A 20,229-nucleotide genomic window follows, 5' to 3' on the forward strand; every position below is an offset into this window, starting at 1 on the left:
CATCAGGGCCGGTCGAGGAGGCGCAGCGCCAGCCGGGGGCAGGCCCGCACGGCGGCGCGTGCCTCGCGCAGCTCGCCGTCCGGCACCGGTCCGAGCACCACCGGATAGCCCCAGGGATCGAGCCGGACCAGGTCCGGGAGCAGCTCGTGGCACAGCCCGTGCGCCTGGCAGGCCGGCCAGTCGACCCGCAGCACCGCGGTCATGACGCCGCCCGCTGCGACGGGCGCCCTGCGACGCAGCGGCCCCGGGCATGGGCCTCGATCTCGCCGGGCAGCGTCCTGATCAACGATGCGACGAGGCGGGCCGTGCCGTCGGGGTGCGCGCACGCTCCCCGTCCGGTGACCAGGGAACCGATCCGGGAGGCCTCGTCGGCGGCGTCCGGCGTCCCGAGTGCCAGGGCCCGGACCGAGCTCGCCAACGCGGGCAGACCGTTGCGGCAGGGACCGCATCGCCCTGCGCTCTGCGCTGCCAGGTGCGCGACGATCCGGGCGGTCAGCGCCAGTGCACACGCGTCCGGGCCCGGCGCGATGAGGACGCCGGCGCCGAGCGCGACTCCCCGGGCGCGCAGGTCGGTGGCCGAGACCGGCATCGTGGCGACGGTGTCCCAGCTCGCCCACGTGCCGTGGAAGCCGCCGACCAGCACCGGCCCGCCGTACGCCGGCGCGGGCAGCAGCTCCGCGAGCGCGCTGCCGTGCTCGACCTCGTGCACGGCGACCCGCTGGCCCGGCGCGTGCACGGTGAGCAGCGTGGTGCCGGGCTCGGCCCGGGTGCCTCGCTCCAGGGTGGGGCCCAGTCCCTCCAGGCACAGCAGGCCGACATGTGCCCAGGTCTCGGCGTTCGACAGCAGCGTCGGGCGGCCGCGGTGCCCGCGGACGGCCTCCGGCTCCCAGGCGGTGACCGGCAGCCCGGGCCGGCCGGCCAGCAGCTCCACGACGGCGCGTGCCTGCCCGGCGACGAAGCGCGCCTCGGCGACGTGCACGTGCCAGTGCAGCCGGGGATCGTCGCGCTCGGCGACGGCGGCGGCGAGCGACGCGCGGGCTCGGGGCCGATCGGCGGGGAGCACCACGTGGACGTCCCGGGCCCCGAGGCTCGCAGCGGTCGCGGCGGCACCGTCGAGCACGAGGTGGGGCGCGACCTCGGCCAGGGCCGCGTCCTTGGCGCTGGCCGGCTCGCCCTCGCTGGCGTTCACGACGACCACCGCCTTCCGGCCGGCCCGGACGTGGTCGGCCGTCGTTCGCAGCTTGCGGGCGAAGGGGAAGCCGGCGCCGCCCCTCCCGCGGACCTGCGCCGTCTCGACGGCGGAGTGCAGGACCGGCAGGGGGAGGGTGGGCGGTGCGCCGTAGCGTGCCCGGTGCCGCCGCAGGTCGAGCGGGTCGGCCGCGTGCTGGAGCAGGCCCGGCCCCGGGACGATCCGCAGGTCCTCGGTGACCTGGATCGGAGACCGGCTCATCGCCCACCCGCCAGGGCGTCGAGCGGCCGGGGCGCCGTCGTGCTGCGCCGCGGGCGGGCGAGGACACGGTAGGCCAGGGACGACGCGACCAGGGCGATGCCGGCCAGGGTGGGTGCGGCCGCCCACGAGACCCAGCGCGGCGGAGCGCCGAGGTCGGTCCCGATCATCACGCCGTGGGCGACCGCGGCCACCCACGCCAACCACGACGAGAGGTGGACGAGCCGCCAGCCGCGATAGCCCAGACGACCCCGGAGGGCGGTCGTCACGGCGACCGCCACCAGCAGGTCCAGCGCGAGGGCGCCGAGACCGAGCCACAGCGGCTCGTACGTGCCACCCCACGGCACGACCGCCTGCCACCAGCGGATGTCCACGTAGGTGTCGGCCACGGCCGTCACCACGTGGGCGACCAGCAGGGCGAGCGCGCCGATCGCCACGTTGCGGTGCAGCGACCGGGTCACGAAGCGCGGCAGGCGGGCCCCGCCGTCCCCGCCGGCATGTCCGCGCAGGGTCAGCACGCCCAGCGCCACCGATGCGCTCAGCGCCAGGGTCAGGCTCAGGCCGGTGCTGCGGTTGAGCAGCCACAGCAGCGGTGTCGTCTCGTTCATCGCTCTCCTCCGTAGGACGGCAGGGCCGGGTGGGCAGCCGCGGGCCAGGCGCCGAGGGTCCGGACCTGGCCGGACCGGTCGACCAGCCGGGCGGCGGGTACGGCGAGGTCGGTGAGCCAGGCCACGGCGTCCGCACCCTGCACGATGGCCCCGGTCGAGGCCGTGTTCGCCGCGACGCAGGTGGCTGCGGCGACGGTGGCGGTCCGCCACCGCTCCGGCGCCGGCGCGCCGGTGCGCGGGTCGAGGAGGTGATGGCGCTCGACGCCGTTGCGCCGCCACCGTCGGACCTGGGTGCTCGAGGTGGCCAGCGCCCCGGTCAGCGTGACCAGGACCGCAGGGGCGTCGGTGGGACGCTCGGCGACGGCGACCTGCCACGAGCCGGATCCCGCCGTGCGCAGGTCGCCGCCCACCGACACCACGGCGTCGTCGTCCAGGCTCTCCTCGAGCGCGGCCACCGCCAGGTCCGTGCACCAGGCCTTGCCGGTCGCGCCGAGGTCCAGCGAGGTGCCGCCCGGGATACGGACACCGTCCTCGCTGAGCTCGATGTCCCGCCAGGAGTCGATGGCCGGCGGGGGCGTCTGGGGCCGTGCGGGGCGGTCGACCTCACGCACCTGGTTGATCGTGCGGTCGTAGCCGAGCTCGACGAGGGGGCGTCCGAGCAGCGGGTGCACGATGCCGTCGCTCGCCTCGGCTGCCTCGACCGCGACCCGGACCGCTGCGACCAGCAACGGATCGACGCGGACCCAGGAGCCGGGCCGTCGGTTGACCCGGGACAGGTCGGAGTCCTCCCGGAAGCGGCTCGCCACCTCGTCGACGTCGGTGAGGATCTGCTCGACCAGCCCGCGTGCCCGGGACAGCTCGTCCGCGCGACGGGTCTCCACGTGCACGGTGCAGCCGATCGCGGTCCACCGGGCGACGTGGCGCGGCGCCTCGGTCAAGGCGGTCACGAGCCGCTCGATGCCGGCGGCGGCGGTGGCGGCGGGGGTGGTGCCGGCGTGCCGCCGCCGGGCGTGCCCGATCCGCTCGCTGCGCCGGTGCCGCCCCCCGGGGCGCCGGACCGGCCTCCGGACGAGGCCGGACCGGACGAGCCGGAGGAGACGGTGACCGGGCTCGGGCCGGTACCGGAGACGTAGCGCACGGTGACCCGGGTCCGGGTCGGGCGCTGCTTCACGACCGCCGGGGTGGGTGCGCTGGCGGCCAGGGCGGCCTCGTACGCGGCCTGCTCGGCGCGCCAGGCGGCGAGCTCCTCGGCCTGACGGCGCTGATCGGCCGCCTCCTGCTCGTGGAGCTGACGGGCGGCCTGGCCGGTGATCGCGCCGGTCCCCACCAGGGCGGTCACGGCCAGGGCTCCGGACACCCCGGTCACCGCCCAGCGGAACCGGTCCCGGGTCGTGCTGTCGTAGGTCATGTCCGCATCGTCGACGAGCCGACGCCAAGGCCGACTCAGCCCGACCTCAAATCCAGGTCAAGGTCGGTCTTGACGTGGATTTGAGGTTCGCGCCACGCAGGCCTGAGGTGGAAGTGCCGATGCTGGCGACATGAGATCCACGATGTCCTCACGCGGCGCGGTCTCCGCGGCCGCTGCGACCCTGGTCGCCTCCATCGCCCTCGGCGCGGCGGCCTCTGTGCTGGTCTACCGCGAGATCGCCGGCCCGGCCGTGACCTCCAGCGCCCCGCCGGCGCTGACCGGGGCACAGGAGCCGAGTGCCACGGCCGCCACCCCCGCCCCCACGCCGCGGGTCGAGCTGGCCCCCTGCGTCCCGCCGGCCGTGCTGGAGGGCGAGGAGTGCGTCACCGACGTCGTGCGGACCGTCGTCCTGCCGCCGGTGGCTTCGGCGGGCCGTGCCGGTGGGGGGCAGCCGGCCCGTTCCCGTGATCGGGACGAGCCGGGACGCGACGACGACCGCGACGACGACCGCGACGACGACCGGGACGAGCGCAGCGGGGGGGAGGACCGCGAGGACCACGGCGAGGACCGCGAGGACCACGGCGAGGACCGCGAGGACGGTGAGGACCATGCGTCCGAGTCGCACGAGGACGAGCACGAGGACGAGCACGAGGACGACTGAGCGGATCGGCTCAGGCCGGCTCGTCGAGCCGGGGCAGCAGCACCTCGACCAGGGCTCCGCCGCCGGGCCCGGGCAGGCAGCGCAGGGTGCCGCCGACGGCCTCGGCCGTGCGCCGGGCGATGTCCAGGCCCAGCCCGGTGGTGCCCGAGCGACGGGGCCGGCGGCTGGTGCCCTGGAACCCCGGCCCCTCGTCCGCCACGGTGAGGGACACCACCTCGCCACCGTCGCCGGGGCGTGCGGTCAGGCGTACGGCGAACGGCGTGCGGTCGGGCGTGTGGGCGAAGACGTTGTCCACGAGGATGTCCACGAGCCCGCGCAGGTCCTCTCCCGGCAGCGGTACGACGAGGTTGCCGGCGGGCACCGTGACCTCGAGGGTGCGGTCCTGGTCCTCGGCGAGGACGCGCCAGAACCCGACGCGCTCGGTCACCACCGCCGCGGCGTCGCAGCGGGGGCCGAGGTCCTCGCGCACCGGGCGGCGGGCCTCCTGGACGATGCTGTCGATGGTGCGCTGGAGGACGCCGATGTGCTCCTGGAGCCGGTCGGAGAGGGCCGGGTCGGCCACCGCCTCGGCGTCCAGGCGCAGTGCGGTCACCGGGGTGCGCAGGCGGTGGGACAGGTCGCCGACGACGGCCCGTTCGGACGCGAGCAGCTCGGTGGTCCGCTCGGCGAGGCCGTTGAGCGCCCGGGCGAGCTCGCGGGTCTCCTCCGTGCCGCGCACCGGTGCCCGCGCCTCGAGGGCACCTTCGCGCAGCCGGTGGGCGGTGCCCGCGACCTCGAGCAGCGGCTCGCTGATCCGACGCCCCAGGTTGCGGGCGACGGCCGCGGCCACCAGCAGCAGGAGCACGCCGAGGCCGATGATCCCCGTCCACGCCCGGGGGACGCCCTGGTGCAGGGTCCGCGCGTCGACGGAGGTCCGCACGACCGCGGTGCCGGCGCCCACGACGACGGGCAGGACGACCGTGCCTCCGCCGTCGCGCACCACACGGAAGGCCTCCCCGCCGAGCGCCCGTGCGACGTCGGGGTCCTCGGTCATCGCCGGGCCCGGCCCGAGCTGCTGGCCGTCCACCGTCAGCACGGTGGTCGTCGGGTCCTCGCCGTCGTCGAGGCCGGCCAGCAGGCCGGCGAGCTGTGTGTCGTCGCCGAGGCCGGCCATCACGATGGCGACGTTGCGGGCCTCCTGGTCCGCGGCCGCCATCGCCCGGTCCTCGGCGAGGGTCCGCACGAGGAGGCACAAGGGGACCACGAAGGACACGACGATGGTGGAGGTCGTCGCCAGCACCAGCCAGGTGATCCGGGAGCGCACTCAGGATCCCGTCTCGGCGACCGCGGGCTCCTCGGGAGGGGCCAGGCGTACGCCGACGCCGCGGATGCTGTGCAGGTAGCGCGGGGACGCGGCCGACTCGCCCAGCTTGCGTCGCAGCCAGGAGAGGTGGACGTCGACCGTCCGCTCCGAACCGCCCCAGGCCTGTTGCCAGACCTCGGCGAGCAGCTCCCGCTTCGAGACGACCTCGCCTGCCCTCGAGGCCAGCAGGTGCAGCAGGTCGAACTCCTTGCGCGCGAGCTCGACCGGTTCCCCGTCGAGCGTCACGGTGCGGCTGCGTTCGTCGACCACCAGGCCGCCCACCTTCAGCGCGGGTGTCGGCGTGGACCCCGGGCGGCCGCGCCGCAGGACGGCTCGGATCCGGGCGGCGACCTGCTCGGTGCCGAACGGCTTGACGACGTAGTCGTCTGCTCCGGCGTCCAGCGCCCGGACCATCGTGGGATCGTCGTCGCGGGCGGTGATGACGATGATCGGGACGTTGCTGGCCGTGCGGACCATCGAGATGAGGGTGAGCCCGTCGATGTCGGGGAGCCCGAGGTCGAGGAGCACCACGTCGGGCCCCTCGCGCAGGACGTGCTCGAGGCCGGCCAGGCCGGTCGCGACGGTGGCGACGGCGTAGTCGCGTGCCCTCAGCCCGCGGTGCACCGCCGTGCGGATGGCGTCGTCGTCCTCGACCACCAGGATGCTCGCCACGCCTTGCAGGCTAGCGTCAACCACGTCAGCCACGTCGCCTGCTCGGCGGATCCGGTCCACCGTGGGGGAGAGGAGTGCGGGTGAGGCTCTCGCGAACCGGCCTGGGCCGGCTGGGACTCGGCCTGGTGGCCTGGGCGATCATCGTCGTGCTCGGGTCGTGGCTGGTGTGGCTGGTCGTGTCGGACGCCGGGCGCGACGTCGCGGGCTCGACGATCCCGCGTGGCACGGTTCCGAGTGCGGGACCGGCACCGTCGACCTCGCCCCGCCCCACGCCCACCGCGGCTCCCTCGGGGGACGCCGACCAGGTGACCCGGACCTGGACCGGGTCGGCCGGAGTCGTGACCACCCGTTGCGCCGGCGGCACGATCGCGCTGGCCGGCGCGGCTGCCTCCTCGGACGGCTACGTCGTGGAGGTCAAGAGCCGCGGGCCGCGCGAGGTCGACGTCGAGTTCGAGGGGCGCGGCGAGGAGACCGTGCTCGACACCCGGGTGCGCGCGCGCTGCGTCGACGGGACGCCCCACTACCAGGTCGACGCCGAGGACTAGCCGGCACCGCTCCCACGGTGGCGGTGTGGGCGACACGACACCGCCGATGACTTTGTGAACACATTCACAAGGGCTACGTTCGAGGCGTGCTGACCACCGACGTCGTCACCGCCCTCAGTCGCCTCGTCACCGAGGTGGAGCCCCCCGGCCTGCTGCCCGCCCGCGAGCAGATGGCGCTCTCGCTCGGCTGGCACATCGTGCTGGCCTGCTTCGGGGTCGCGTTCCCCGCGATGATCTTCGTGATGCACCTGCGCGGCATCCGTCGCGACGACCCGGTCGCGCTGGGCCTCGCCCGGCGCTGGGCGAAGGTGTCCGCCGTCCTGTTCGCGATCGGCGCCGTCTCGGGCACCGTGCTCAGCTTCGAGATGGGCCTGCTGTGGCCCGGCCTGATGGGGACCTACGGCGACGTGCTCGGCCTGCCGTTCGCGTTCGAGGGCCTCGCGTTCTTCCTCGAGGCGATCTTCCTGGGCATCTACCTCTACGGCTGGGGCCGGATGCCCGGCAGACGGCACGTGCTGATGGTGCTGCCGATGGCGATCACCGGGATCATCGGCGCCTACTGCGTGCTCGCCGTCAACGCGTGGATGAACGTCCCGACCGGTTTCCGTCTCGTCGACGGCGAGGTCACCGACGTCCAGCCCTGGGCGGTGCTGTTCAACCGGCACGCCTTCCTCCAGTTCGCCCACATGTGGGTCGGCGCCTACATGCTGACCGGGTTCTCGGTCGCCGGCGTGTACGCCGTCGGCATGCTCCGCGGCCGCCGCGACGCCCACCACCGGCTGGGCTTCCTGGTCCCGTTCGTGTTCGCCTCGATCGCCGCGGTGACCCAGCCGTTCGTCGGGCACGTCCTCGGCTTCGGCCTCGACGAGCGGCAGCCCGCCAAGCTCGCGGCCTTCGAGCTGGCCGAGACGACCGAGAGCCCCTCGCCGCTGCGGCTCGGCGGGATCCTCGTCGACGGGGAGGTCAAGGGCTCGATCGACATCCCCTACCTCGGCTCGCTGATCGCGATGAACTCGCCCGACAAGCCGGTGCCCGGGCTCGACGCGATCCCCGAGGAGGACCACCCGCCGGTCAACCTGACCCACCTGGCCTTCCAGACCATGATCGGCATCGGCACCCTGCTCGCGGCCGCCGTCGTCTGGTTCTGGTTCCAGCGCCGCCGCGGCCGAGACCTGTTGGAGAGGCGCTGGTTCCTGCGCTTCGCGGCCGCCGCCGGACCGCTCGCCGTGATCGCGCTCGAGGCCGGCTGGATCGCCACCGAGGTCGGCCGCCAGCCCTGGATCGTGTACGACGTCCTGCGCACCACCGACGCGGTGGGCGACTACACCGCCGCCCTGTGGTGGCTGCTCGGCATCAGCACCGTGGTCTACACCGCGATGACGGTCGGCGCGGTCGTCGTGCTCCGGTCGATGGCCCGCCGCTGGCGCGCCGGAGACGCGGACCTCCCGAGTCCGTACGCCCCCGCGGTGACGGCGGGGGAGGGCGCATGAGCCTCGAGCTGGCGGTCGCCGCAGCCCTCTTCGTCGGCGTCATCGCCTACGCCGTGCTCGGCGGGGCCGACTTCGGCTCGGGCTTCTTCGACCTCACGGCCGGCAGCAGCCGGCGCGGCGCCGAGCTGCGGACCCTCGTCGACCACAGCATCGGCCCGGTGTGGGAGGCCAACCACGTCTGGCTGATCTACGTCCTCGTCATCTGGTGGACCGGCTTCCCCGAGTCCTTCGCCGCCGCGATGTCGACGCTGGTGCTGCCGTTGCTCCTGGCCCTGCTCGGCATCGTGCTGCGCGGCGCGAGCTTCGCCTTCCGCAAGTACGCCGCCACGCTGGCCCAGGCCCGCCTGTTCGGCATCGTGTTCGCCACCTCCTCGATCATCACGCCGTTCTTCCTCGGCACCGTGGCCGGCGGCATCGCCTCGGGGCGGGTGCCGCTCGACGGCGCCGGCGACCACTGGTCGTCGTGGCTCAACCCGACCTCGCTGTTCGGCGGCGTGATCGCAGTCGGGACCTGCGCCTTCCTCGCCGGCACCTTCCTGGTGGCCGACGCCCGGCGCAGCGGCCAGGACCGGCTCGCCGACGAGCTGCGGGTCCGTGCCCTGGGCGTCGGCGCCGTCACCGGCGCGATCGTGTTCGCCGCGCTCGTCCCGATCGACCACGACGCTCCCACGCTCGCGGCCGGGCTCGAGGGCCGCGCCGCGCCGCTCGTGGTCCTCGCCGGCCTCGCCGGCCTGGCGACGATGGCGCTGCTGTGGACCCGGAGGTACGCCGTCGCGCGGATCACCGCCGTCCTCGCCGTCGCCGCCGTCGTGTCCGGCTGGGGCGTCGGCCAGTACCCGTGGCTGCTCGTCGACGAGGTGAGCATCGTCGACGCGGCCGGTGCCACGGCCACCCTGCAGGGACTGCTCGTCGCCGTCGGGCTGGCGGTCGTGGTCGTCGTCCCGCCGCTCGCCTACCTGTTCCGGCTCACCCAGTCGGAGGCGTGGTCCCGCCCCGACCACTGAGCGGCTCGCGCCGACGGGGCTGCGGGGCGGCCGGGTGGCCGCCCAGCCGCCACCCGCCGAGCGGCAGGTCGAGCGCGTCCGCCGGGCCCCAGGAGCCGACGGCGTAGGGCTGCGTGGGCGGGCGCCGGTCGAGCACCGGCTGGAAGATCTCCCAGATCCGGTCGACCTCGTCGGAGCTGATGAACAGGGTCCGGTCGCCGCGCATCACGTCGAGCAGCAGCCGCTCGTAGGCCTCGAGCGGGTCGGCGCCGGGCACGTCGTCGACGAGGTCGAGGCGGAAGACGCCCTCCACCAGCGCCATGTCGGGGCCGGGGCGCTTGGCGCGCACGTCGATCGCGATCCGCGGCTGGTCGGCCAGCTCGATGACCAGCTCGTTGGGCGCCGGGGTGCCGCCGCCCTCGGGCTTGAGCCAGCGGTGCCGCGGGTCGCGGAAGCGGACCGTGATGGTGCGGCGCCCGTCCGCCAGCGCCTTGCCGGTGCGCAGGTAGAACGGGATGTCGCGCCAGCGGTCGTTGTCGATCCACACCTCGGCGGCGACGAAGGTCTCGACCTGCGAGTCGGCGGCGACGTCGGGCTCGTCGCGGTATCCGTCGTACTGGCCGAAGACCACCCGCTCCGGGTCGATCGGGCGTACGGCGGCGAAGGTGGCCGCCTTGGCCGCGCGGATGGCGGAGGCCCGGAACGCGTGCGGGTCCTCGAGGGCGACGAAGCCGAGCAGCTGGGCGAGGTGGGTGGTGACCATGTCGCGCAGGCAGCCGGTGCCCTCGTAGAAGCTGCCGCGCCCCTCGGCGGTCAGCTTCTCCGGTACGTCGACCTGCACCGACTCGATGCTGTGCCGGTTCCAGGCCGGCTCGAACAGGCCGTTGGCGAAGCGCAGCGCGAGGATGTTCTGCACCGCCTCCTTGCCCAGGAAGTGGTCGATGCGGAACACCTGGTCCTCGGCGAACACCGAGCAGAGCACCTGGTGCAGCTCGCGGGCGGTGGCCAGGTCGGTGCCGAACGGCTTCTCGGCGACCAGCCGGGAGCGGTCGACGAGGTCCTCGCGGTCGAGCATCGCGACCATGCCCTTGACCGCGCTGGGCGGCACCGAGAGGTAGAGGAGCCGGCGCACGTCGCCCAGCAGGCAGCCGCACCGGGCGAGGATCCGGTCCTCGGCGTCCGCCACTGCCCGCGCCAGCGCCGTACCGTCGTCGGCGGAGGAGGGCACGAACCGGACCCGATCGAGCAGCGGGCCCGCCACCGACTCGTCGACGGCGCCGACGAACTCGCCCAACGCGTCGCGCACGTGGCCGCGGAACTCCTCGTCGCTGCCGGGGGAGTGGCGGCCGCTGCCGATCACCTCGACGTGGTCGGGCAGGCGGCCCGCGGCGGCCAGCCGGTACAGGCCGGGGAACAGCTTGCGGGCGGCCAGGTCGCCGGTCGCGCCGAAGAGGACCAGGACGTGCGGGGAGAGGTCGGAAACCACGGTCCCAGCCTCCCGAACCCGTCAAGGGGGTGACCCCGATCACGCCCTACACTGGTCCAGTGGAGGTCCCCGACAAGTTCGCCGCGCTCGGTCTCACCTACGACGACGTCCTGCTGCTGCCCGGTCATTCCGACCTGGTGCCGGACGAGATCGACACCACCTCGAGGCTGACCCGCGAGATCTCGCTCAGGTCGCCGCTGGTCAGCGCCGCGATGGACACCGTGACCGAGTCGCGGATGGCGATCGCGATGGCCCGCCAGGGCGGCATCGGCATCCTCCACCGCAACCTCTCCGCCGAGGAGCAGGCCTACCAGGTCGACCTGGTCAAGCGGACCCAGACCGGCATCATCTCCAACCCGGTCACCATCGGCCCCGACGCGACGCTCGAGGAGCTCGACCGGATCTGCGGTGAGTACCGCGTCTCCGGCCTCCCCGTCGTCGACGCCGACAACCGGCTGCTCGGCATCTGCACCAACCGCGACCTTCGGTTCACCCCCGTCGCGGAGTGGGCCACCACCAAGGTCGACGAGGTGATGACCCCGATGCCGCTGGTCACCGGCGCCGTCGGCATCAGCCGCGACGACGCCACCACACTGCTGCGCAAGCACAAGCGTGAGCGGCTCCCGCTGGTCGACGCCGAGGGGCGTCTCGGTGGCCTGATCACGGTCAAGGACTTCGTGAAGTCCGAGCAGTTCCCGCTCGCCTCCAAGGACGGCGACGGCCGGCTCCTGGTCGGTGCCGCGATCGGCTACTTCGGCGACGCGTGGGAGCGGGCGACCGGCCTGATCGAGGCCGGCGTCGACGTCCTCGTCGCCGACACCGCCCACGGCCACGTCACCCTCCTGCTCGACATGGTCCGCCGGCTCAAGTCCGACCCGGCCACCAAGCACGTCCAGGTCATCGGCGGCAACGTCGCCACCCGCGAGGGTGCGCAGGCGTTCGTCGACGCCGGCGCCGACGCCGTCAAGGTCGGCTTCGGACCCGGCTCCATCTGCACCACCCGCGTCGTCACCGGCTGCGGCGTCCCCCAGGTCACGGCGGTCTACGAGGCCTCCCTCGCCGCCGGGCCGGCCGGCGTACCCGTCATCGCCGACGGTGGCCTGCAGCAGTCCGGCGACATCGCCAAGGCGATCGTCGCCGGCGCCGAGTCGGTGATGATCGGCTCCATGCTCGCCGGCTGCGAGGAGTCGCCCGGCGAGGTCGTCTTCCACCAGGGCAAGCAGTACAAGGCCTACCGCGGCATGGGCTCGCTGGGCGCGATGTCCTCGCGCGGCAAGAAGTCCTACTCCAAGGACCGCTACTTCCAGGCCGAGGTCAGCAGCGACGACAAGATCGTCCCCGAGGGCATCGAGGGCCGCGTCGCCTACAAGGGCCCGCTCGCCGGTGTTGCCCACCAGCTCCTCGGCGGCCTGTCCCAGTCGATGTTCTACGTCGGCGCGCAGACCGTCCCCGAGCTGCAGGCCAAGGGCCGGTTCATCCGGATCACCTCGGCCTCCCTCAAGGAGAGCCACCCGCACGACATCGAGATGACCGTCGAGGCGCCCAACTACCACCGGTAGCCCGCTTCTCTGCTCCTGGGTATGACGCGCCGGTGCGGCGGTACTGCATCGGAAGCGGAGAAGGGAGCCGAGATGGATGTCGAGAAGTGGTTCGGTGAGGCGAGCGACCCCGGCTGGATCGCCGTCTACGTGATCGTGGCGCTGGTGCTGGTCGCCGCGCTCGTGATGGTCGCGACCCGGCAGCGGCGTGAGCGCAACCGCCACCGGGCGCGGGAGATCCGCACCGAGGCGCGGCAGCGTGAGGGCCAGTTGCGTCAGCACGACGCCGAGGCGCGCCGGCTCGAGGCGGAGTCGGAGCAGGCCCGGGCCGAGGCCGACCGGCTCGAGGCGCTGGCCCAGCAGAAGCGGGACCGCTTCGACCGCGAGCGCGGCGAGCAGACCCACCGGTTGCGGGAGGCCGACGAGCTCGATCCGCGCTCCCGGGGCCGCCGCGAGGATCGCTGAGCCGGTCACCGATATCCTCCTCGGGTGAGCGACATCGAGATCGGCCGCGCCAAGCGGGCCCGGACGGCGTACTCCTTCGACGACATCGCGATCGTGCCGTCGCGGCGCACGCGTGACCCCGAGGAGGTCAGCGTCGACTGGCAGATCGACGCCTACCGGTTCTCGCTGCCGATCCTCGCGGCGCCGATGGACTCGGTCATGTCGCCCAGGACCGCGATCGACTTCGGCCGGTTCGGCGGCCTCGGCGTGCTCAACCTCGAGGGCCTCTGGACCAGGTACGACGACCCGCAGCCCCTCATCGACGAGGTGGCCGGGCTGCAGGGGGTCGAGGCCACCCGCCGCCTGCAGGAGATCTACACCGAGCCGATCAAGGCCGAGCTGATCACCGCGCGGCTGCGCGAGGTGCGCGAGGCGGGCGTGACCGTGGCGGGCTCACTGTCGCCGCAGCGCACCAAGGAGTTCGCGAAGACCGTGACCGACGCGGGCGTCGACCTGTTCGTCATCCGCGGGACCACCGTCTCGGCCGAGCACGTCTCGAGCCAGGCCGAGCCGCTGAACCTCAAGGAGTTCATCTACGAGCTCGACGTGCCCGTCATCGTCGGCGGCTGCGCGACCCACCAGGCCGCGCTCCACCTCATGCGCACGGGCGCGGCCGGCGTTCTCGTCGGGTTCGGCGGCGGCGCCGCCCACACCACCCGGACCGTGCTCGGCATCTCGGTGCCGATGGCCAGCGCGGTGGCCGACGTCGCCGCCGCCCGCCGCGACTACCTCGACGAGTCGGGCGGCCGCTACGTCCACGTCATCGCCGACGGCTCGATCGGCACCTCCGGCGACCTGGCCAAGGCGATCGCCTGCGGCGCCGACGCCGTCATGGTCGGCTCGCCGTTCGCCCGCGCGACCGACGCGCCCGGCCGCGGCTTCCACTGGGGCGCCGAGGCCCACCACGCCGACCTGCCCCGCGGTCAGCGCGTGCAGTTCGACCAGGTCGGCACCATCGAGGAGATCCTGTTCGGGCCCTCCCGGGTCGCCGACGGCACCATGAACCTGGTCGGCGCCCTCAAGCGCTCGATGGCCACGACCGGCTACACCGAGCTCAAGGAGTTCCAGCGGGTCGAGGTCGTCGCCCACTGAGGAGCGACCGCTGATGATCGTCGCCGCCGCCCAGTGCGAGGCGCGCGCCGGCGACCTGGCCCACAACGTGGCGACGGCCGCCCGCCTCGTGCGTGAGGCGGGCGAGCGCGGGGCCCGGGTCGTCCTCCCGGAGGCGCACCTGTCCGGGTACGACGCCAGCGCGTTCTGCAGCGACCTGCCGACGACCAACGACCTCGCCGGGCCCTTGCTCGACCCGCTGCGGGCGGCCGCCGCGGCGGCGGGCGCGACGGTGGTCGGCTCGACGGCCCTGCGCCGCGACCACGGCCGGACCCTCGCGTCCGTGGTCGTCGAGCCCGACGGCACCACCACGGCGCCGTACGACAAGCAGCACCTCGACGGCGACGAGCCGACCTGGTTCGTCCCCGGTGAGCACCCCGCGACGATCACCGTCGACGGCGTGGTGCTGGGGCTCTCGATCTGCCGCGACGGCAGCGTCCCCGAGCACGCCGCGACCGTGGCGGCGGCCGGCGCGTCGGCGTACCTCGCCTCGGTCGCCTACTTCCCCGGAGGCGCCCGCCGCCTCGACGTCACCTACGCCGCCCGCGCGCTCGACCACGGCCTGCACGTCGTGGTCGCCGGGCTGACCGGGCGCTGCGGGACGTCGACCTTCATCGGCGGCTCCGCCGTCTACGGGCCGAACGCCGAGGCGCTGGTGCGGCTCGGTGACGAGGAGGGCATCGCGCTCGCCGAGATCCGTTGAGCTTCCCCATCCTCACCGTTGAGTTGCCGCATCCCCTCGGTCGAGCTGCCACGTCGGCCAGCTCGACGGTGAGGTCGGGGCAGGTCAACGGTGAGGATGCGGCAGGTCAACCGGGTCAGGGGCGCAGGCCGCGCGCCAGCGTCGCGGTGAGCCGGTCGGTCCAGGCGTCGTCGAGCCGGCCGGGCGTGAGCAGCACCCCGGCGATGATCGTCCCGACGACGCTCTGGATCAGGTCGTCGGCCCGGGCGTCGGGATGTGCCTCGCCGGCCGCCACCGCGACGGCGAGCCGCTCGTCGATCGCCCGGAACGCCCCGGCGAAGCGCTCCAGCATGGCGGCGTGCAGGTCGGGCCAGGTAGTGATCTCGGCCAGCAGGGCGGGCAGGGCGGCCGTGCCGACGGGCGAGCAGAGGGCGTCGCGGGCGCCGCGGACGATGCCGGCGAGGTCCTCCTCCAGCGACCCGCCGAGGTGCAGGTCGAGGGCCAGCTCGCTGGGGAACGCGGCCTCGTGGACGAGGTGGGGCAGGGCGGTCCAGCGGCGGTAGAGCGCCGCCTTCGTCGTCCCGGCCCGGGCGGCGACGGCCGTGCCGGTCACCGCGGCGTACCCGCCCTCGGCGAGCAGGGCGCGGACCGCCTCGAGCGCCGCCTGCTCGATCCGCGGGTCCCGTGGCCGGCCGGTCGCCCGGGCCGCGGGCGGTTCCGTCCCCATGACCTCTTCCCCTCTTTCGATACCGACGGTACCGTAACGCGGGTCGTGACATAGAACACGTTCTAGTAGCGTGGAGGCAGGAGGTCCCGTGAGCGAGTCGTTGCCCGCAGAGATGGCCGAGATGACCCTGCAGCGGTCGAGCCGTGACCAGGGCGCGGTCCACGACCGCCTCGAGGAGTGGCTCACCGGCCTGCTGCCCGAGGGCGCCGCGCCGGAGGTGAGCATCCACGACGGGGTGCAGACCAACGGCATGTCGAGCGAGACGGTCCTGCTCGCGATCACCACCACCGAGGAAGGCGCTCGCGTCACCCGTGAGTACGTCGCCCGCGTGGCGCCTGCGGCCGACGACCTGCCCGTCTTCGCGGAGTACCGCCTCACCGACCAGTACGACGCGATGCGCCTCGCCGGCGAGCTCGCCGGCGTACCCGTCCCGACCGTCGGCCTCAACGAGCCGACCGGCGACGTGCTCGGCACGCCGTTCTTCCTCATGGACCGCCTCGACGGTGCGGTACCGCCCGACGTGCTGCCGTACCCGTTCGGCGACAACTGGCTCTTCGACGCCTCGCCCGAGCAGCAGGAGAAGCTGCAGCGCAGCACCGTCGAGGTGCTCGCGAAGCTGCACGGCATCCCCGACGCCGCCTCCACCTTCGGCTTCCTCGACCCCGCGGTCACCGGCCACGAAGGGCCGACCGCGCTCGCGCGCAACCTCGCCAAGACCCGCGCCTGGTACGAGTACGCGATCACCACCGCCGAGGCGAGCCCGCGCTCACCGCTCATCGAGCGCGGCCTGGCCTGGCTCGAGGCGAACCTGCCCGCCGAGGAGGGCGCGCCGGTGCTGGTGTGGGGGGACGCGCGGATCGGCAACATGATGTACCGCGACTTCGAGCCGGTCGCCGTCCTCGACTGGGAGATGGCCACCCTCGGTCCGCGCGAGATGGACCTCGCCTGGCTGGTCTTCGCCCACCAGGTCTTCCAGGAGATCGCCACGATGCTCGGCCTGCCCGGCATGCCCGAGTTCCTGGCGACCGACGACGTCGTGGCGACGTACCGCGAGCTGAGCGGCGTCGAGACCGGCGACCTCACCTGGTACCTGCTGCACGCCGCCGTCAACTGGGGCTGCGTGTTCCTGCGCACCAGCGCCCGCCAGATCCACTTCGGCGAGATCGAGCGGCCCGAGGACCCCGAGGCCGTCTTCCACCACCGTCCGCTCCTCGAGCGGCTCCTCGAGGAGGTCGGTGCATGAGCGCCACCCCGAACGCCGGGCCCGACCACGGCCTGCACGGCGAGTACCACGGCCTCGGCCCGCTCGACGAGTTCCCGATCCACCAGCTCCCGCGGCCCGTCGCGTGGGCCGGCAGCAGCGACCGCAACTTCTACGACCGCTGCTACCTCAACGCCCACGACCGCACCGGCGACCTGTTCTTGATCACCGGCCTCGGCTTCTACCCGAACCTGGGCACGAAGGACGCCTTCGTCCTGCTCCGCCGCAGCGTCGACGGCAGGGACGAGCAGACCGCCCTCCACCTCAGCGACGCCGCCGACCCGCGCGGCGCCGACCGGATGGCCCAGCAGGTCGGCAACTACCGGATCGAGGTCGTCGAGCCGCTCCACAAGCTGCGCCTGGTCCTCGAGGAGACCGAGGGCGTCGCGATGGACCTGACCTGGGAGGGCTCCTTCCCGGTCGTCCAGGAGCTGCCGCACGTGATGCGCCAGGGCAGCGGTACGACGCTCGACGCGCAGCGCTTCGCCCAGGTCGGCACCTGGGAGGGCGTGCTCAGCGTCGACGGCACCGACATCGAGGTCACCCCCGAGCGGTGGGTCGGCTCGCGCGACCGCTCCTGGGGCATCCGGCCGGTCGGCGAGGCCGCGCCCGCCGGCAAGCCCGCGGACCCCGCCTTCGAGGGCATGTGGTGGCTCTATGTGCCGCTGCGCTTCGAGGACTTCTGCGTCGTGATCATCATCCAGGAGACCCCCGACGGCTTCCGGACGCTCAACGACTGCACCCGGACCTGGAAGGACGGCCGGGTCGAGCAGCTCGGCTGGCCGCGGGTCGAGGTCCGCTACACCTCCGGCACCCGGGTCCCCACCGGCGCGACCATCGTGTGCACCACCCCCGAGGGCAAGGAGCTCGTCCTCGAGGTCGCCTCCAAGCTGCCCGTGCCGATCCACGTCGGCGGCGGCTACGGCGGCGACCCGGACTGGACGCACGGCATGTGGAAGGGCCCCGCGTTCACCGAGCGGCTCACCTACGACATGGCCGACCCCGCCGTCGCCGGGCGCGTGATGTTCGGCGTCATCGACCACGTCGGCCGGGCCACCGTGCACGGCGCCGGGGCCGGCGTACCCGAGGGCTCCGAGGGGTGGGGCCTGTTCGAGCACGGTGCCCTCGGCCGGCACGACCCCAGCGGCTTCGCCGACTGGTTCACCCTCGCTCCCTGACCCGCACCACCCGAAAGGAACCCCCCATGACCCTCGACCGCGACGCCCTCTTCATCGGCGGCACCTGGGCCAGGCCCGCCACCGACGCCGTGCTGGAGGTGGTCTCGCCGCACACCGAGGAGGTCGTCGCGCGGGTCCCGGAGGGATCGACGGCCGACATCGACGCCGCGGTCGCCGCGGCCCGCACGGCCTTCGACGAGGGGCCGTGGCCGCGGATGAGCCCGGCCGAGCGGATCGAGGTCGTGCAGAACCTCTCCGGCCTGTACGCCGCCAAGCTGGACGAGATGGCGCGGATCATCTCCACCGAGATGGGCTCGCCGATCTCCTTCAGCTCGCTCGCGCAGGCGCCGGCGCCGTGGATGCAGATCGAGGCCTTCCTCGCCATCGCCCGGGAGTTCCCGTGGGAGGCGACCCGGCCCGGGGCGCTCGGCAGCGACGTCGTCGTACGCCATGAGCCGGTCGGGGTCGTCGCGGCGATCCCGCCGTGGAACGTCCCGCAGTTCACGATCCTGTCGAAGGTGGTCCCGGCGTTGCTGGCCGGCTGCACCGTCGTCGTGAAGCCGGCGCCGGAGACCCCGCTCGACGCCTACCTCCTCGCCGAGCTGCTCGTCGAGGCCGGTGTCCCCGAGGGCGTGGTCTCGATCGTGGCCGGGGGCCGCGAGGTCGGCGAGCACCTGGTGCGCCACCCCGGCGTCGACAAGGTCGCCTTCACCGGCTCCACCGCCGCGGGCCGCAAGATCGGCGCGATCTGCGGCGAGCAGCTCAAGCGGGTCTCGCTCGAGCTCGGCGGCAAGTCGGCCGCGATCATCCTCGACGACGCCGACGAGGCGACCGCCATCGAGGGCCTGAAGTTCCTCGGCGTGATGAACTCCGGCCAGGCCTGCGTCGCGCAGACCCGGGTCCTGGTCAGCCGGGAGCGGCACGACGCTTTCGCCGCGGCGCTCGCGACGGCGATCGGCGCCATGGTGGTCGGCGACCCGCTCGACCCGGCCACCGAGATCGGCCCGATGGTCGCCCGGCGCCAGCAGGAGCGGGTGGCGTCGTACATCCGGATCGGCCAGGAGGAGGGCGCCCAGCTGCTCACCGGCGGCGAGGGCCGCCCCGACGGGCTCGACCACGGCTGGTACGTCCGCCCGACCGTCTTCGCGGGCGTCGACAACAAGATGCGGATCGCCCAGGAGGAGATCTTCGGCCCGGTCCTCTCCGTCATCCCGTACGACGACGTCGCCGACGCCGTCCGGATCGCCAACGACTCCGAGTACGGCCTGGCCGGCACCGTGTGGACCGCCGACCAGGAGGCCGGCCTCGAGGTGGCCCGCGGGGTGCGCACCGGCACCTACGGGATCAACACCTACACGATGGACTTCGCCGCTCCGTTCGGCGGCTTCAAGGCATCCGGCCTGGGGCGGGAGTTCGGTCCGGAGGGGCTGGCGCAGTACACCGAGGCGAAGTCGGTGTACCTGTCGGCGCCGCCGATGTAGGGGATCTCTCCGTCCGCGCCGGGAAGCGGCCCGCAGGCCTCCCGCGACCCGCTCCGGGGTGTCACCATGGAACCGAGCGAGGAGGCGCGCGATGACCGATCCCCGTCCGGTGGTCGACTCCGTGGCCGCCCTGCTCGACGGCGCGACCGAGCGCGCGGTGCTGGATGCGCCGGGCAGGTCGGGGGCGGTGCTCGAGCGGGTGCGGATCGGCGGGCGGCCGTACGTCGTGAAGTACCTCGACCACGACGCCGACTGGTCGCTGCGGGCGGCGGGCGTGCCGGGCAGCCCGACCCTGGTGCTGTGGCAGCGGGGGATCCTCGACCTGCTCCCGCAGGAGATCGCCCAGCCGATCGTGGCGGTGGCCCGCGAACGGGCACGGCCGACCCTGTCGGCGGTGCTGATGCGCGACGTCGGGCCGTGGCTGGTGCCGGCGGTCGACGACCCGATCGGGGTCGAGCAGAACGCCCGCTTCCTCGACCACATGGCCGCGCTGCACGCCGCCTTCTGGGAGAGCGACCTCGACCTCGACGTCGTGGCCCCACGGGACCGCTACCTCGAGCTGTCGCCGCGGATGGCGGAGGCCGAGGCCGCGCGGGGCTCGGGGCATCTCGTGCCGGGCCTGGTGGCGCAGGGCTGGCCGCGGCTGGAGTCGGTCGCGCCGCGCGCCGCGGCGGTCGTCGTCCCCCTCGTCGAGGAGCCGGGACCGCTGCTGGCCGCGCTGGCGGGCACCCCACAGACCTTGGTCCACGGCAACTGGAAGCTCGACAACCTCGGCACCGACGCCGCCGGCCGCACGGTCCTGCTCGACTGGGAGACGCCCGGGCGGGGCGCCGGGACCGCCGACCTGGCGTGGTACCTCGCCATCAACTGCCGCCGCCTGCCGGTCAGCAAGGAGCAGGCGATCGTCGACTACCGGACCGCGCTCGAGCGCCGCGGCGTGGCCACCGAGCCGTGGTGGGAGCGCCAGCTCGCGCTCGCCCTGCTGGGCGCGCTGGTGCAGTTCGGCTGGGAGAAGGCCCTCGGCGGGTACGACGACGAGCTGGCGTGGTGGGAGGAGCGGGCCGTGCGCGCGGCGGCCCTGCTCGGCTGACCCGCCGCTGGCGAAG

At 74.0% G+C, this 20,229-nt stretch carries 21 protein-coding genes; 12 read left to right on the forward strand and 9 right to left on the reverse strand.

Annotated features, from left to right (window positions below; translation table 11 throughout):
• Window positions 1-2: 2 nt before the first annotated feature.
• The 5 genes from KU893_RS11210 to KU893_RS11230 are packed head-to-tail and all read right to left on the reverse strand — an operon-like array spanning window position 3 to window position 3,463.
• Window positions 3-203: a ferredoxin gene (locus KU893_RS11210; protein WP_218234446.1), complete on the reverse strand. Its 201-nt coding sequence runs from the start codon at window positions 201-203 to the stop codon at window positions 3-5.
• Window positions 200-1,450, reverse strand: coding sequence for an NADH-ubiquinone oxidoreductase-F iron-sulfur binding region domain-containing protein (locus tag KU893_RS11215; RefSeq protein WP_218234447.1), 1,251 nt, complete (start codon window positions 1,448-1,450; stop codon window positions 200-202). The genes KU893_RS11210 and KU893_RS11215 overlap by 4 nt, the downstream gene beginning before the upstream one ends.
• The gene (locus KU893_RS11220) at window positions 1,447-2,055 is read right to left on the reverse strand and encodes a ferric reductase-like transmembrane domain-containing protein (protein WP_218234448.1); all 609 of its coding nucleotides are present in this window, start codon (window positions 2,053-2,055) and stop codon (window positions 1,447-1,449) included. The genes KU893_RS11215 and KU893_RS11220 overlap by 4 nt, the downstream gene beginning before the upstream one ends.
• Window positions 2,052-3,002, reverse strand: a complete 951-nt coding sequence (locus tag KU893_RS11225; RefSeq protein WP_218234449.1) for an FAD:protein FMN transferase — start codon at window positions 3,000-3,002, stop codon at window positions 2,052-2,054. The genes KU893_RS11220 and KU893_RS11225 overlap by 4 nt, the downstream gene beginning before the upstream one ends.
• Window positions 2,999-3,463 carry a hypothetical protein gene (locus KU893_RS11230; RefSeq protein WP_218234450.1) on the reverse strand — a complete coding sequence of 155 codons (465 nt, stop codon included), beginning with the start codon at window positions 3,461-3,463 and terminating at the stop codon, window positions 2,999-3,001. Before KU893_RS11230 ends, KU893_RS11225 begins: the two co-directional genes overlap by 4 nt.
• Before the next feature lie 130 nt (window positions 3,464-3,593).
• Here KU893_RS11230 and KU893_RS11235 point away from each other — a divergent pair, with 130 nt between their 5' ends.
• Window positions 3,594-4,124, forward strand: coding sequence for a hypothetical protein (locus KU893_RS11235; protein WP_218234451.1), 531 nt, complete (start codon window positions 3,594-3,596; stop codon window positions 4,122-4,124).
• Between the two features lie 10 nt (window positions 4,125-4,134).
• Here the strand turns inward: KU893_RS11235 and KU893_RS11240 are convergent, their stop codons facing one another.
• Window positions 4,135-5,427, reverse strand: coding sequence for a HAMP domain-containing sensor histidine kinase (locus tag KU893_RS11240; RefSeq protein ID WP_218234452.1), 1,293 nt, complete (start codon window positions 5,425-5,427; stop codon window positions 4,135-4,137).
• Window positions 5,428-6,138, reverse strand: coding sequence for a response regulator transcription factor (locus KU893_RS11245; protein WP_218234453.1), 711 nt, complete (start codon window positions 6,136-6,138; stop codon window positions 5,428-5,430).
• Window positions 6,139-6,218: 80 nt separating this feature from the next.
• On the opposite strand from KU893_RS11245, the gene KU893_RS11250 reads away from it, so the two are divergent.
• The 3 genes from KU893_RS11250 (at window position 6,219) to KU893_RS11260 (ending at window position 9,177) form a co-directional block, all read left to right on the forward strand.
• Window positions 6,219-6,683, forward strand: a complete 465-nt coding sequence (locus tag KU893_RS11250) for a hypothetical protein (protein WP_218234454.1) — start codon at window positions 6,219-6,221, stop codon at window positions 6,681-6,683.
• Window positions 6,684-6,769: 86 nt separating this feature from the next.
• Window positions 6,770-8,173 carry a cytochrome ubiquinol oxidase subunit I gene (locus KU893_RS11255; protein ID WP_257441594.1) on the forward strand — a complete coding sequence of 468 codons (1,404 nt, stop codon included), beginning with the start codon at window positions 6,770-6,772 and terminating at the stop codon, window positions 8,171-8,173.
• Window positions 8,170-9,177, forward strand: coding sequence for a cytochrome d ubiquinol oxidase subunit II (locus tag KU893_RS11260; protein ID WP_218234455.1), 1,008 nt, complete (start codon window positions 8,170-8,172; stop codon window positions 9,175-9,177). Before KU893_RS11255 ends, KU893_RS11260 begins: the two co-directional genes overlap by 4 nt.
• Here KU893_RS11260 and zwf read toward each other — a convergent pair.
• Window positions 9,140-10,642, reverse strand: a complete 1,503-nt coding sequence (gene zwf, locus KU893_RS11265) for a glucose-6-phosphate dehydrogenase (protein ID WP_218234456.1) — start codon at window positions 10,640-10,642, stop codon at window positions 9,140-9,142. The two genes, KU893_RS11260 and zwf, sit on opposite strands and share 38 nt — an antisense overlap.
• Before the next feature lie 59 nt (window positions 10,643-10,701).
• On the opposite strand from zwf, the gene guaB reads away from it, so the two are divergent.
• From guaB to KU893_RS11285, 4 genes are all read left to right on the forward strand, one after another.
• The gene (gene guaB, locus KU893_RS11270) at window positions 10,702-12,201 is read left to right on the forward strand and encodes an IMP dehydrogenase (RefSeq protein WP_218234457.1); all 1,500 of its coding nucleotides are present in this window, start codon (window positions 10,702-10,704) and stop codon (window positions 12,199-12,201) included.
• A 72-nt stretch (window positions 12,202-12,273) separates the two neighbouring features.
• Window positions 12,274-12,645 carry a hypothetical protein gene (locus KU893_RS11275; protein ID WP_218234458.1) on the forward strand — a complete coding sequence of 124 codons (372 nt, stop codon included), beginning with the start codon at window positions 12,274-12,276 and terminating at the stop codon, window positions 12,643-12,645.
• Window positions 12,646-12,669: 24 nt separating this feature from the next.
• Window positions 12,670-13,776 (forward strand): GuaB3 family IMP dehydrogenase-related protein, encoded by a 1,107-nt coding sequence (locus KU893_RS11280; RefSeq protein ID WP_218234459.1) that lies wholly within the window; start codon window positions 12,670-12,672, stop codon window positions 13,774-13,776.
• A gap of 13 nt (window positions 13,777-13,789) precedes the next feature.
• Window positions 13,790-14,497, forward strand: coding sequence for a carbon-nitrogen hydrolase family protein (locus KU893_RS11285; protein WP_218234460.1), 708 nt, complete (start codon window positions 13,790-13,792; stop codon window positions 14,495-14,497).
• Window positions 14,498-14,612: 115 nt separating this feature from the next.
• On the opposite strand, the gene KU893_RS11290 is transcribed toward KU893_RS11285, so the two are convergent.
• Window positions 14,613-15,203, reverse strand: a complete 591-nt coding sequence (locus KU893_RS11290; RefSeq protein ID WP_218234461.1) for a TetR-like C-terminal domain-containing protein — start codon at window positions 15,201-15,203, stop codon at window positions 14,613-14,615.
• An 88-nt stretch (window positions 15,204-15,291) separates the two neighbouring features.
• Here KU893_RS11290 and KU893_RS11295 point away from each other — a divergent pair, with 88 nt between their 5' ends.
• The 4 genes from KU893_RS11295 (at window position 15,292) to KU893_RS11310 (ending at window position 20,213) form a co-directional block, all read left to right on the forward strand.
• Window positions 15,292-16,446 (forward strand): phosphotransferase family protein, encoded by a 1,155-nt coding sequence (locus tag KU893_RS11295; RefSeq protein ID WP_218234462.1) that lies wholly within the window; start codon window positions 15,292-15,294, stop codon window positions 16,444-16,446.
• Window positions 16,443-17,642, forward strand: coding sequence for an Rv3169 family protein (locus KU893_RS11300; RefSeq protein WP_218234463.1), 1,200 nt, complete (start codon window positions 16,443-16,445; stop codon window positions 17,640-17,642). The genes KU893_RS11295 and KU893_RS11300 overlap by 4 nt, the downstream gene beginning before the upstream one ends.
• Window positions 17,643-17,668: 26 nt before the next feature.
• The gene (locus KU893_RS11305; protein ID WP_218234464.1) at window positions 17,669-19,123 is read left to right on the forward strand and encodes an aldehyde dehydrogenase; all 1,455 of its coding nucleotides are present in this window, start codon (window positions 17,669-17,671) and stop codon (window positions 19,121-19,123) included.
• Between the two features lie 91 nt (window positions 19,124-19,214).
• The gene (locus tag KU893_RS11310) at window positions 19,215-20,213 is read left to right on the forward strand and encodes a phosphotransferase (protein ID WP_218234465.1); all 999 of its coding nucleotides are present in this window, start codon (window positions 19,215-19,217) and stop codon (window positions 20,211-20,213) included.
• Window positions 20,214-20,229: the final 16 nt, after the last annotated feature.

It is taken from the genome of Nocardioides daeguensis, from assembly GCF_019192965.1.
GTDB classification, from domain to species: Bacteria; Actinomycetota; Actinomycetes; order Propionibacteriales; family Nocardioidaceae; genus Nocardioides; species Nocardioides daeguensis.